Here is a 12,859-nt window from a genome sequence, read left to right as displayed (position 1 = left end):
CAGGTGAACAGTGCACTCGAGGCGGTCCCGGATCCGGGACCGCCTCGAGTGCGTCACGCGTCGGGAGCAGGACGGCGGCGGCGGATCCGGGCGGACGCCGACGTCACCTATGGTTAGCTAGTCGATGGGAAGATCCCCGAACGAGGAAGGTCAGCAATGGACGAGGCTCCAGCTCCAGGACTGCGCATCGCGGTACTCGTGAAGCATGTTCCCGATGCTCAGTTCGACCGCCACATCAGCAGCGATGACCTGACGACGGTACGCACCGAGAGCATCCTCTCCGAACTGGACGAGTACGCGCTCGAAGCGGCCCTCCAGCTCGTCGAGGCCCAGGGGGGAGCGGCGGCCGGCCACCGGGTCACGGCCATCACGATGGGCCCCGCGGCCGCGGTCGGCGCAGTCAAGAAGTCCCTCCAGATCGGCGCCGATGACGGAGTGCACCTCACGGACGAGGCGCTGCGCGGATCCGACGCCTCGGCCACCTCCAGGGCGCTCGCCGCCCTCCTGCAGCACGCCGGACCGTTCGACCTCATCCTCACGGGCATGGCGTCCACGGACGGCGAGACCTCCCTCGTCCCTGCGCAGCTCGCCGAGCGGCTCGCCCTGCCCCAGGTCACCTTCGCGGCGTCGCTCGACCTGACGCGTGAGGACAGCGGCTGGAAGCTCGCCGCGCGCCGTGACAACGACACCTTCGCCGAAACCGTCGAAGCGCCCCTGCCGGCGCTGGTATCCGTCACGGACCAGATCAACGAGCCCCGGTACCCGAACTTCAAGGGCATCATGGCGGCCAAGAAGAAGCAGATCCAGGTCCTCTCACTCGCCGATGTGGGGCTCCAGCCCGATGAGGTGGGCTTCGCCGGTTCCTGGACGAGGATCGAGGCGGCGGCCCCGAGGCCGCCGCGCACTCAGGGGATCATCATCACCGACGAGGGCGACGCCGGTATCAGGCTCGTCGACTTCCTCGCGGGACAGAAGCTCCTCTAGTCCGTCCTTCGCCGCACCAACCGTTGCAGGAGACTCTTCGCATGACTACCGTCCTCGTATTCCTGGACCATCCCGGAGCAAGCCTCGCCAAGAGCGAGCGGGAGCTCCTCTCCCTGGGGGCTTCCCTCGGCGATGTCGTCGTCGCCCTTGCCGACGACGCGGACCCGGCGTACCTCGACGGCGTCGGGTCCTACGGTGTGCAGGAGGTCTACCGGCCCGAGGGCGCCGTGTCGGAGGTGCTCGTGGCAGGCAAGGCCGCGTTCCTTGCGGCCGCCGTGCGCGCGACCGGTGCGGACGTCGTGCTGCTGGGCAACTCCTACGAGGCGAAGGAGATCGCGGCGCGGGCAGGCATCCGGCTCGAGTCCGGCGTGATCACTGACGTCGTCGGTCTCAGCAGGAACCTGACGGCCACGAAGTCGGATTTCGCCGGCTCCTACACGGTCGACTGCCGCGTGACGACCGGCGTCCCGATCCTCACGATCAAACCCAACAGCGTGGAGGCGGCCGAAGCGGGCCTTCCGTCGTCGCCGCGCGAGGTAAGGATCCCTGTCGAGCTGCCGACGGCGGCAGCACGCGTCACCGGCCGTGTCGAGAAGCCGGTCAGCGGCAGGCCTGAACTGGCCGAGGCGCGAGTCATCGTCGCCGGCGGCCGCGGCGTCGATGGGAACTTCGGGCCGCTGGAGGACCTGGCCGATGCACTCGGCGGTGCGGTCGGAGCCTCGAGGGCTGCGACCGACGCGGGCTGGATCGAGCACTCGGCACAGATCGGGCAGACGGGCAAGACCGTGTCGCCGCAGCTGTACATCTCGGCCGGGATCTCGGGGGCCATCCAGCAGAGAGCAGGGATGCAGACGTCCAGGGTGATCGTCGCGATCAACAAGGATGCCGACTCTCCCGTCTTCGAGATCGCAGATTTCGGCATCGTCGGGGACCTCTTCACGGTGCTGCCCCAGGCCACCGAGGAAATCCGGAAGCGCGGCCTGTAGGACGTGGTCGATGGAACGGGATCCGCTCCCGAACGCGTACTGGTCTTCGCCGCGCACCCCGACGACATCGACTTCGGGGCGGCTGCCACCATTGCTGGATGGACCGCCGCCGGTGCGTCCGTCAGCTACTGCATACTGACCGACGGCGACGCCGGCGGGTTCTCCGACGAGGACCGGCCGGGCATCGCGTCCCTCCGCCGCGCGGAGCAGCGTGCCGCGGCGGAGATCGTCGGCGTCAGCGACGTCACGTTCCTCGGGGAGCCGGACGGCTACCTCGAGCCGACGGACGACGTGATCCGCCAGATCGTGCGCCGGATGCGGGAGGTCCGTCCGGACATCGTGGTGTCGATGCACCCGGAACGGAGCTGGGACCGGATCCAGAAGAGCCACCCCGACCACCTCGCCTGCGGGGAGGCGGTCACGAGGGCCATCTACCCGGCCGTGGAGAACCCCTTCGCCTATCCCGAACTCGAGGCCGCCGGGCTCAGGAGTTTCCGGGTCCCCTGGCTGTGGTTCTACGGGGGACCGGCCCACCTCGAGAATCGCTACGTCGACGTGACGGGGTCGGAGGACCGGAAGATCGCGGCCATCACCGCGCACCGCAGCCAGCATCCCGACGTCGAGCGGATGCAGTCGAGGGTCCGGGCCATCCTGCAGGACAACGCCCGGCGCGGCGGACTGCCCGACGGACGCAGTGCCGAGTCCTTCCACGTTGTCGGTATCAACACCGACGAAACGATCGCGGGCTTCTAGCGGTACCGAGACGCACATCAGTACCGGTGGGGTCGGGCCGGACTGGTGTCCGACCGGATCAGGGCGTGAGCGGGATCAGGCCCCGAGCGGGATCTGGGCGACGATCGGCAGGGTCGGTGCCGCCGAACCGCCCTCGGGCTCGACCGTGATGGCGATCGCGGTGTATCCGCTGATGTCCGTGAGTTCGGTGACCTTGGTTCCCGCGACGTCCTCTCCGGACATCGTGCCCACGGAGACCGGCGCCGTTCCATCGGCAGGGATGCGCCACATCTGGTACACGTGTCCCTCGGCCGGGGCAGGAACACCGCTCAGGGTCACGACGGCTGCGTTCTTCTCGCCGGACACTGCCAGGTCCGCGACACCGCCGGCCGCTAGGTTCAGCTGCTGCGTTCGGACGTCGGATGCCTGCAGGACCTCCTGCTCGACGGTGGTCTGCTGGAGGTTCTGGGCGATGGTGACTCCGCCCACGGCGAGGACGGCTGCCGCTGCTGCGGCGACGATCCAGCGTCCGGCACGCGAGGACAGGGAGGCTTTGGCCGAGCGGCGCTGCGCCAGCTCGTCCTGACCCGCCGCCTCCGCCGGACCGGAAGGGGAGGCTGTCCCGGGGGACTGCGGACGAAGCGGTAGGCTCTGACCCGCGTCGCTGTCCGCGATCGCCGGGAGCTGCGCGACGATACGCTCGAACAGGTCCGCCGGCGGCTCGATCTGGTCGACGGCAAAGGCCGAGGTGATCGCTTCGCGGTCGGTACGGACGCGATCGGCGAATGTGGCACTGATCGCCGGGTCCGCGTCCTCCAGGAACGCCTCGAGAACCCGGCGCTCGTCGGCGCTGATGGCATCCAGCGCGTAGAGCTCGGCCCACTCGAGGACGTGGCCGCGTGCCAGGTCCGTCCCGAGGTCATCGGCGAATTGTCTCTTCATGTCCTTGTCCTGCATCTCAGCTCACCCCCAAACAGGTCTTGAGTCGGAGCAATCCGTCACGGATCCTCGATTTGATGGTCGGCACCGCGACGCCGAGTTTCTCGGCCACCTCGCGGTAGGTGAGCCCACCGTAGTAGGCCAGTCTCACCGATTCCTGCTGGGTCTCGGTGAGTGTGTCCAGGCACCGGACCACGCTCTCCGCTTCGAGGCGCTGGGTGACCGTGTCGACGACGTCGTCGTGATCGATGGTCTGCGTGGCGGCTCCGTAGCGGGCTTCCCGGTCCGTGGCGCTCTGCTCCGAGCGCACCTTGTCGACGGCGCGGCGGTGGGCGAGCGTCATGAGCCAGGCCATGGGGCTGCCCAGCGCCGGATTGAAGCGCTCGGCGGTGTTCCACACCTGGAGGTACACCTCCTGCGTGGCGTCCTCGCTCAGGTCGGGGTCGATGAGCACCCGCCGGGCCAGCCCGTAGACGCGCTTCGACGTCTGCTCGTAGAAGAGGGCGAACGCGGTACGGTCCTGCCGTGCGATCCGCAGCAGCAGATCGGTCAGGGTGGGACCGACGCCGGGATCGACGGCCATCTCGTCCGCTGGGGCCGCTGGAGGGCTGACCCGGCTTGCTCGTGGCGTTTCCATAGGGCTCCAGCATAAAGCGCCGTGAGGCCCAGACCGAACGATGGAGGGAGTGTCCTGCCGCGGGATCCGCGCTCGTCCCTGCTGCACAATCACTATCCCACCACCCCTCCCGGGTTCCGCTCGTCCGCTGACATCTATCATTCGCAGCGGGACGGCCTCCGGATGGTTCGACGCGGGCCTAGCCCTCCGGCAGGTAGGAACCGACGGCGATGAGCGAGTCCGCGTTGAGGACGAAATCCCCACCGAGGCGCTCCACGAAGGCACGCCGGACCTCCTCGAGGGCCTCGGGTGCCTCCGGCAGCAATCCGCGGTAGCCGCTGCCGAGCGCCAGCGACCACGCGTACTCCGGCTCGAGGGGCGCGGCCAGCCCCAGCTTCTCGATGGTGATCTCCGTCAGGCCCCGGGCGCCGAGCCATTCCTCGAGACGGTCGACGGAGGCAAGCCTCCTGCAGTTGTCCACGAAGACCGGCGCAGGGGAGTCGGCGGGGACATGGCCGTGCGAGGTGGTCCGGATGGTGTCGAGGAGGATCTCGCCGAACGGCTCGAGGGCGCCGTCGTCCCACGCGCTCACCGCGATCCTTCCGCCGGGGCGCAGCAGGCGGACGATGCGGTCCATCCCCGCGTCCATGTCGTCCAGGAGGAAGATGCCATAGCAGCTGATGACGGCGTCGAAGGGTGCTTCCGGCTCCCAATGCGCGGGGTCCGCGCGGTGGAAGGACACGTTGTCCAGCCCGAGTGCCTGGGTCTTCGCTTCCGCGAGGTCGAGCATCGCCGACGAGCGGTCGACGGCGTCGACGTGCCCGTCCGGTCCCGCGAGCTGCGCGGCGGGAACGGTTCCCGAGCCGGTCCCGGCGAAGACATCGAGAACGCGCTCGCCCACGAGGACGTCGGCAGCGGCGACGACGGCGTTGCTCACCGGGTTCCATACGGCAGGAGCAAGGCGGTCGTAGTCCTCCGCTCCACCGTCGGGCAGGGTTGCGGCATGGCGAGCGGGCATGGGGGCTCCTAGGAGTGGATCATCGCTGGGCGCCCGCGAAGCCCTGTTGGCGCCAGGCTTCGTAGAGGACGATGGATGCTGTGTTGGCGAGGTTGAGCGAGCGGCGCGAGGGGAGCATCGGAACGCGGACCCGCGACGTGATGTGGCTGTCGTGCTTGACGTCGTACGGAAGGCCGTCGGATTCGCGGCCGAAGAGCAGGACGTCGGTCGGCTGGTAGGCGATGTCCGTGTACGAGACGTCCCCGTCCGAGGTATAGGCGAAGACCCGCTCGGGCTGCAGGGCGGTCCATGCCTCGTCGAGGCTTGCATGGACGTGCAGCACCGTGAGGTCGTGGTAGTCGAGCCCGGCCCGCTTCAGCTTGGAGTCCTCGAGGCTGAACCCCAGTGGCTCCACGAGGTGGAGTTCCGCACCCGCCACGGCAGCGAGGCGGATGGCTGCGCCGGTGTTGCCCGGTATTTCTGGAGTATGGAAGAGGATGCGGAACACCGCTCCATCCTAGCTTCCGGCCGGCCTAGCTCTCCGCGGACGCCAGCAGGCGCGCGAGCACCGGGAGCTGCACCACGTTCGGTGCGGGACCGGAGGACAGGAAGGACCGGATGGTGCGCACGGCGGTGCCTGCGTTCACGACCTGCACCACGGCGGTCGAGGACCGGTCGAATCCCGGTGGGACGTCGATCACCGGCGCGAAGGGATTGTCGGGCGCCCCATGGATCACCACCCACCCGGCGACGTTGCATTCGGGAAACAGGTCCTGCACCGCGCGGACGGTCCGGGGTAGCTGCAGGTCGACGGAGCGGCCCTGATGGCGCAACGACCGGCCGTCCCAGGCGAAATTCCCCGGTGCCGCCGTGAACGAGTCGATCACGGCCATTCTGTATCCGGCGAGCAGGACATGCCCGGCCGCCGTCCTTTCGCGGTCATCGAACTCGACGCCGTTGACCAGGCGGGCCGCGGGGTAGGTGGGCAGCAGCGCCCGGTCGAGCAGGGCCGCAGTGCGCAGCTCACCATCGATGCGCGCACGGACACCCGACGACCTGCGCGCGAACAAGCCGGGCTGCCGTGGGGATCCGTGGACCTGGCGTCCGGCGAGGATCAGGGGAACGGCCGGCGGAGCCGACGGCGAGAACGGCGGCAGGTAGTCCGGTGGGGACTTCGCGGCGTCCTCGTCCTCGACCCGCGTCCCGGCCGAAGGACGAGGGCCCGACGGCATACGGCTGTTTCCTGCCGCCGAGGCAGTGCCTGCCGATGCGGGACGGGCGCGTCCGGTGTCGGCATCGTAGCGCTCCCGTCGCTGGGGATCGCTCAGTGTCTCGTAGGCGACGGCGACGTCGTGGAACTGCTCGGCACTGCCGCCGAGGTCGGGGTGCGCGGCGCGCGCTGCCCGGCGGTAGGCATCCTTGATGACCTTGATGTCGGCTTCCGGAGGCACGCCGAGGACGTCGTAGTACGACTTCCGTGGTGCCTCTGCCATCGATCCGGCCTTTCCTGGGGGTCGTCCTGGGGTTCCGACCGCGACCGCTCACTGTGGTGCTGCAGCGTCCCGGTACCACCTGAGACTAAGGGCGCCGGACTGTCCGCACCAAAGCCAGGGCCTCGGTGAGCCCCTCAACGCGCACGCGGAATCCTCGAATGACGTACAGGTGATCGCGGGACCTCAGGTACAACGCCGCACGCACGCAAAGAGTTCACCCTGGGGTCGAGGGCCAGGGCGGCGGGAGTTCGCGCAGGCAAGCCCGGAGCTCGGAGCAGGAGGAACCCGGGGCGCGGGATCAGGCTGCTCGACGGTACAGCGTCGCGCGTCGGTACAGCGTCGGGCGCCGGTACAGCGCGTAGAGGGCGCTGTCCTCCGTCAGCAGGGAGGACAGCGTCAGCGCGACGGGAACCGCCGGGCTCGCGCCGACGGAGATCCGGGGACCGTCTCCGCCGGCGAGCAGGGGACTGATCGAGAGGCACAGTTCGTCGACGGCGTCCGCACGGGTGAAGCCCCCCAGGACGGACGGGCCTCCTTCACAGAGGACCTTCGTGAGTCCTCGCCGCCCGAGGTCGGCGAGGATCGCGGGAACCTGCACCGTGTCCGGTCCGCACGGAACGATGTCGGCGACAGCCGCGAGCGCCGCCCGCTTCTCCGCCGGCGCATCCCTGCTGGTGAGGATGATCGGACGCACCGGAGCGCTGCGGAAGAAGCCCGCGCCCGGATCGAGGTCGAGGCTGCCGGAGATGACCGCGATCGCCGGGTGCGGCGCGAGTCCGCTCGCGGAGCGCCAGGCACGTGCGGCGTCATCGACGAGGTCGCCCTCGTAGCCCTCCGCGCGGACGGTCCCGGCTCCCACCAGGACCACGTCCGCGAGCCGTCGCAGGACGGTGAAGATCCGCTGGTCGCCGTCGTTCCCCAGCCCGGCGGAGAGGCCTCCGCTCGTCGCGGCGCCGTCGGCTGCCGCGATGAAGTTGAAGCGGACGTACGGCCGGCCGGCGGGGGGATCGGCGGGATAGGCGTAGATCCGATGGAGCGCGTCGTCGTCGATAGGGTCCGACGAGGTCGGGACCAGGGCGGTGATCACGGTTCGGCCGGCGCGTTGACGTCGCCCATGTTGTGGCGGAGGTAGGCCGGTTGCCGCCAGCCGAGGACTGCCTCGGTGAGATCGATGGCCGCCCGTGACGCCGGGACGTTGTGCATCCGGACCACGCGGGCTCCGCCGAGTATGCAGATCACTGCCGCCGCGAGGGATCCCTCCACGCGTTCACGCTTGGGCCGGTCCAGGGTCTCACCGATGAAATCCTTGTTCGACACCGCTGCCACGGTGGGGAAGCCGAGTCCGGCGATCTCGGCGAACCGGCGGGTGATCTCCAGTGAGTGCAGCGTGTTCTTGTTGAGGTCGTGTCCCGGATCCAGCAGGATCCGGTCCTCCGGGATCCCCAGCCGGATCGCCTCCTCCACCTTGCGGAGGAGGAACTCCACGATCTCGCGGACCACGTCGTCGTAGGAGGGCCTCGGATACACCGTGCGCGGTTCCGCCAGGCTGTGGGTGATGATCAGGTGCGCGCCGGCGTCGGCCACCACGGCCGCCATGTCCGGATCCCGCAGCCCGGTGGTGTCGTTGACCACGTTGGCCCCTGCCGCGAGCGCCTGCCGAGCCACGTCGGGCAGGAAAGTGTCGGCGGAGATGATGACGTCCGACGCCGCCCGCACGGCGCTGATGACGGGGACGATCCGCTCGGCCTCCTCGGCTGCCGGGATCGGGTCGCCGGGCGAGAAGGGCGCTCCGCCGATGTCCACCCAGTCGGCGCCGTCGTCGACCGCCTTCAGGGACGCGTCCACGGCTGCCTGGAGCGCGAAGGTCGCCCCGCCGTCGTAGAAGGAGTCCGGAGTCCGGTTGATGACCGCAATGAGTGCGACCCGGCGGTCGAAATCGATGGTGCGGGAACCGAACGCGTGCACTCCGTGCCGGAACACGGGAACGGAGGCGATGGGGGAAGGAGCCGTTGCTTGACTGTCCACCCTGCAGTTCTACCACCGCTCCGCCACCACGGGCCGGACGCGGCGCCCTGCCCGTGACGGGCGCCACGGGAATCGGCGGGACGGCGTGGCGCCCGTAGAATCGATACGTGCCCGTGTATGTCGATCACGCGGCGACCACGCCGATCTCGGCGCCGGCGCTCGCCGCACTCACCCGCGAACTCAGCCGGAGCGGAAATCCCTCCTCCCTCCACGGCTCGGGCCGCCGCGCCCGGCGTTCGGTGGAGGAAGCCCGGGAGACGATCGCCGCGGCCGCGGGCGCTCACGCCTCGGAGGTCATCTTCACCTCCGGCGGCACCGAAGCGGACAACCTCGCCATCAAGGGCCTCTACTGGGCGCGGCGTGCAGCGGATCCTGCCCGCACCAGGGTTCTCTGCAGCTCGGTGGAGCACCATGCCGTCCAGGACACCGTCGAGTGGCTGGAGCGGCACGAGGGTGCGGAGGTGGTGTGGCTGCCCGTGGACCCGACCGGCGTGGTCTCCCTCGACGCGCTGCGGGACGCGCTGGCCGAGGCGCCCGAGCGCACCGCGCTCGTGACCGTCATGTGGGCCAACAACGAGGTGGGGACCGTCCAGCCGATCCACGCCGTCGTGGCCGAGGCCTCCCGGTACGGCGTCCCCGTGCACAGCGACGCAGTGCAGGCCTTCGGCTCCGTCCCGTTGTCCTTCGCGGAGTCCGGGCTCGCCACCATGGCCGTCAGCGCGCACAAGATCGGCGGACCCGTGGGGGTCGGCGCCCTCCTCGTGGGCCGCGCCGTCACCCTCACACCGGTCCAGCACGGCGGGGGGCAGGAGCGGGACATCCGGTCGGGAACGCTCGACGGCGCCGGCATCGCCGCGTTCGCCGCTGCGGCCGAGGACGCCACCACCCACCTGCGCGAGGAGGGTCCCCGCCTGGCCGCGCTGAGGGACCGCCTGATCGACGGCATCCGGCGGGAGGTCCCGGACGCAGTGCTCCGCGGTGTCGGGCATCCTGCCCCGGAGGGGGCACGGCTTCCCGGCAACGTCCACTTCACCTTCCCCGGGTGCGAGGGGGATTCGCTCCTGTTCCTGCTCGACCTCGCGGGGATCGAGTCCTCCACGGGCTCCGCCTGCACGGCGGGCGTCCCGCGGCCCTCCCACGTCCTGCTGGCCATGGGACTGACGGAGGACGAGGCGCGTGGCGCCCAGCGGTTCAGCCTCGGGCATACATCCACGGTCGACGACGTTGACGCCGTGGTGGCCGCCATCGGAGGCGCGTATGCCCGTGCCCGGAAGGCGGGCATGGCAGGACACGCATCAACCATTCGAACTGCAGGAACGGGTTTTTCATCATGAGGGTACTGGCAGCGATGAGCGGCGGCGTCGACTCCGCGGTGGCGGCGGCGCGTGCAGTGGAGGCAGGGCACGACGTCGTCGGCGTCCACCTCGCGCTCTCCCGGATGCCGGGGACGCTCCGCACGGGCAGCCGGGGCTGCTGCACCATCGAGGACTCGCGGGACGCCTGGCGCGCCTGCGACATCCTCGGCATCCCGTACTACGTCTGGGACTTCTCCGAGCGCTTCAAGGAGGATGTCGTCGATGACTTCATCGCGGAGTACGCCGCGGGGCGCACGCCCAATCCCTGCATGCGGTGCAACGAGCGCATCAAGTTCGCGGCCCTGCTCGAGAAGGCGCTCGCCCTCGGCTTCGATGCCGTGTGCACCGGGCATTACGCGAAGGTCATCGAGGACGCGGACGGGAACCCCGAGCTGCACCGCGCGGCCGACTGGGCCAAGGACCAGTCCTACGTGCTCGGCGTCCTGACCCACGAGCAGCTCCGGCACTCCATGTTCCCGCTCGCCGAGACGCCGTCGAAGGCGGAGGTCCGGGCCGAGGCCGAGCGCCGTGGACTGTCCGTCGCGAACAAGCCCGACAGCCACGACATCTGCTTCATCCCCGACGGGGACACGCGCGGCTGGCTCGAGGAGCGCATCGACCTCACGGAGGGCGACATCGTGGACGTCGACGGGCAGAGGATCGGCAGCCACCCCGGCGCCAACGCCTTCACCGTCGGCCAGCGGCGTGGACTCAAGCTGGGCACACCTGCCGCGGACGGGAAGCCGCGCTTCGTGCTCGAGATCCGCCCGAAACAGAACGAGGTCGTCGTGGGGCCCGAGCACCTGCTCGCCATCGACGAGATGCGGGGCATCAAGGTGTCCTGGGCCGGGCTGCCCATCGACGAGGTGCATACGGGCAGGGAGTTCGACTGCATGGCACAGGTCCGTGCGCACGGCGATCCCGTGGCCGCACGTGCCGGCGTCGAGGTGGCCGAGGACGGGACGCAGCAGCTCCTGGTGCGCCTGGTCGAGCCGATGCGCGGCGTCGCGCCCGGCCAGACCGTGGTGCTGTATCAGGGGACGCGCGTGCTGGGGCAGGCGACCATCGACTCGGCACGCTCCGTCCTCCGCCCGGAACTGGCGACGGTGCAGGGCTAGTCGCAGTTTCCGGACGCCCGCCGGGTTCTGCTTGACTGGAGTCATGACGCACCCACGCAGTGGCTTCGACCCGGCAGCCAGTTCCCTCACCGGAGGTGTGGCCCCCGAGGTGATGGCCGAGCTCCTGTCGGTGAGGAGCTCGATCGACAACATCGACGCGACCCTCGTCTACCTCCTGGCGGAACGCTTCAAGGCGACGCAGCGGGTGGGACACCTGAAGGCCGAGCACGACCTGCCCGCGGGCGACCCGCAGCGCGAAGCCGCCCAGATCGCACGTCTCCGCATGCTGGCCGAGGAGGCGCAGCTCGATCCGGCCTTCGCGGAGAAATTCCTCAACTTCATCATCTCCGAGGTGATCCGCCACCACCAGGCGATCTCCGAGAACCGCAAGCCCGCAGCAGACCCGACCCAGGCTCCTGCGGCCTCCTCGGCGTCCTCCTCGGCGGCCGGACTTCCCCGTGCGGACGCCTCCGGTGCCGAGCGATCCGGTGCACAGGGAACCGGCGCCGACCAGCGCGGTGCCGGGGAGACCGGTGCCTGACGTCGCCACCACGGACGACGACCGCCGCGCCGTCGGCGCCACAGCTGCCGGCGACTGGCCGGGAAGCGACCCTCTGGAGGCGAACCGCGCCGTGCGCGGCGAGCTCGGGGGAGCGGCGAACCTCCCCTTCCTCCCGTCGCTGCCCGGGCGTGGACCGGGGAGCGACGCCGTCGGCCGGACCCTCGGCGTCCTCGTCGAGCTGCCCTTCGATCTGCAGCCGCACGGGTGGCGCCTCGTCCAGCGGCCGGGCAGGGACCAGCGGCGAGCCGAGTCCGCGCTGTCCTCCGACATCAACGCGCTCGGTGACATCGCCGGCGCTGAGGAGAGTCCCGCGCTCCGCCTGAAACTGCACCTCCACGGACCTCTGTCGCTCGCTGCCGGTGTCCACCTGCACAGCGGTGAACGCGTCCTGATCGACTCCGGCGCCCGGCGCGAGCTCTACGAGTCGCTCGCGGCGGGGGCAGCGGACCTGGTGCGCCGGGTGGCTTCCGTGGCCAGGGGAGCCCAGCTGCTGCTGCAGCTCGACGAGCCCGACGCCGACGCCGTCCTGGCGGGGCGGGTTCCCACCGCGAGCGGCTACCGTACCCTCCGCGCGGTCGACCGGCGTGAGGCGACCGAAGCCTGGGACCTGGTGACGGCGTCGGCCGTGGCGGCCGGAGCCGCCGGCACCGTCCTGGTCGCGGGAAACGGCGACACCGCCCTCGATGCGGCGCGGTCCAGTGCGGCCTCCGCGCTGTCCCTGCCCCTGCACGGCATCTCCGACCGGCGCTGGGAAGCGCTCGCGGAGGACGTCGAGTCCGGCAGGCAGCTGGAGCTCGCGATCCTGCAGCCCGAGGCGAACCTTCCGCAGGTTCGTGCCCTCGTGGAGTCGGTGCTGGCCGCGTGGCGACGGGTCGGGCTGCCCGTGTCGGCGCTCGCCGCGGTGAGGCTGACAACGCTTCCCGGACTGGCCGCACTGTCACCGTCCGACGCCGTGCGGGCCCTCACCCGCCTGGCACAGGTCGCGGACGCCCTGGATCAGGTCCGCGCCGAAGGCTGATCCGGTGAGCGGGCCGGCCTGCGGATCCGTCCGG

At 70.3% G+C, this 12,859-nt stretch carries 13 protein-coding genes and 1 pseudogene; 7 read left to right on the top strand and 7 right to left on the bottom strand.

Annotated elements, in window-relative coordinates:
- The first annotated feature begins 156 nt into the window (after positions 1-156).
- The 3 genes from ACX80I_RS02755 to ACX80I_RS02745 are packed head-to-tail and all read left to right on the top strand — an operon-like array spanning position 157 to position 2,723.
- Positions 157-984: an electron transfer flavoprotein subunit beta/FixA family protein gene (locus ACX80I_RS02755; protein WP_459343629.1), complete on the top strand. Its 828-nt coding sequence runs from the start codon at positions 157-159 to the stop codon at positions 982-984.
- A gap of 41 nt (positions 985-1,025) precedes the next feature.
- Entirely contained in the window at positions 1,026-1,970 is a 945-nt protein-coding gene (locus ACX80I_RS02750; RefSeq protein ID WP_459343628.1) for an electron transfer flavoprotein subunit alpha/FixB family protein, read from the top strand.
- 3 nt (positions 1,971-1,973) lie between these two features.
- Complete coding sequence (locus ACX80I_RS02745) at positions 1,974-2,723, top strand: PIG-L deacetylase family protein (protein WP_459343627.1); 750 nt, start codon at positions 1,974-1,976, stop codon at positions 2,721-2,723.
- A gap of 75 nt (positions 2,724-2,798) precedes the next feature.
- Here ACX80I_RS02745 and ACX80I_RS02740 read toward each other — a convergent pair whose 3' ends face one another.
- From ACX80I_RS02740 to folP, 7 genes are all read right to left on the bottom strand, one after another.
- On the bottom strand, positions 2,799-3,644 hold the full coding sequence (locus ACX80I_RS02740; RefSeq protein WP_459343626.1) for an anti-sigma factor: 846 nt from the start codon (positions 3,642-3,644) through the stop codon (positions 2,799-2,801).
- Positions 3,645-3,660: 16 nt separating this feature from the next.
- Positions 3,661-4,278, bottom strand: a complete 618-nt coding sequence (locus ACX80I_RS02735; protein WP_459343625.1) for an ECF RNA polymerase sigma factor SigK — start codon at positions 4,276-4,278, stop codon at positions 3,661-3,663.
- A gap of 178 nt (positions 4,279-4,456) precedes the next feature.
- Entirely contained in the window at positions 4,457-5,275 is an 819-nt protein-coding gene (locus ACX80I_RS02730) for a class I SAM-dependent methyltransferase (RefSeq protein ID WP_459343624.1), read from the bottom strand.
- Between the two features lie 19 nt (positions 5,276-5,294).
- On the bottom strand, positions 5,295-5,762 hold the full coding sequence (locus ACX80I_RS02725; RefSeq protein ID WP_459343623.1) for a tRNA (cytidine(34)-2'-O)-methyltransferase: 468 nt from the start codon (positions 5,760-5,762) through the stop codon (positions 5,295-5,297).
- Positions 5,763-5,787: 25 nt separating this feature from the next.
- Entirely contained in the window at positions 5,788-6,747 is a 960-nt protein-coding gene (locus ACX80I_RS02720; RefSeq protein ID WP_459343622.1) for a J domain-containing protein, read from the bottom strand.
- 298 nt (positions 6,748-7,045) lie between these two features.
- Positions 7,046-7,834, bottom strand: a complete 789-nt coding sequence (locus ACX80I_RS02715; RefSeq protein WP_459343621.1) for a pyrimidine reductase family protein — start codon at positions 7,832-7,834, stop codon at positions 7,046-7,048.
- Complete coding sequence (gene folP / locus ACX80I_RS02710; protein WP_459343620.1) at positions 7,831-8,772, bottom strand: dihydropteroate synthase; 942 nt, start codon at positions 8,770-8,772, stop codon at positions 7,831-7,833. The genes ACX80I_RS02715 and folP overlap by 4 nt, the downstream gene beginning before the upstream one ends.
- 107 nt (positions 8,773-8,879) lie before the next feature.
- Between folP and ACX80I_RS02705 the strand changes: the two genes are divergently transcribed.
- The 4 genes and pseudogenes from ACX80I_RS02705 (at position 8,880) to ACX80I_RS02690 (ending at position 12,825) form a co-directional block, all read left to right on the top strand.
- Entirely contained in the window at positions 8,880-10,106 is a 1,227-nt protein-coding gene (locus tag ACX80I_RS02705; RefSeq protein WP_459343619.1) for a cysteine desulfurase family protein, read from the top strand.
- A complete protein-coding gene (gene mnmA, locus ACX80I_RS02700; protein WP_459343618.1) occupies positions 10,103-11,245 on the top strand; it encodes a tRNA 2-thiouridine(34) synthase MnmA in 1,143 nt (380 codons plus the stop codon). The genes ACX80I_RS02705 and mnmA overlap by 4 nt, the downstream gene beginning before the upstream one ends.
- 43 nt (positions 11,246-11,288) lie before the next feature.
- Positions 11,289-11,645: pseudogene (locus tag ACX80I_RS02695) on the top strand (chorismate mutase); the annotation flags it as partial.
- Between the two features lie 133 nt (positions 11,646-11,778).
- Complete coding sequence (locus ACX80I_RS02690; RefSeq protein ID WP_459343617.1) at positions 11,779-12,825, top strand: uroporphyrinogen decarboxylase/cobalamine-independent methonine synthase family protein; 1,047 nt, start codon at positions 11,779-11,781, stop codon at positions 12,823-12,825.
- The last annotated feature ends 34 nt before the right edge of the window (positions 12,826-12,859 follow it).

This window comes from Arthrobacter rhamnosi (genome assembly GCF_054510855.1).
This window is presented reverse-complemented; position numbering and strand designations above follow the sequence as displayed.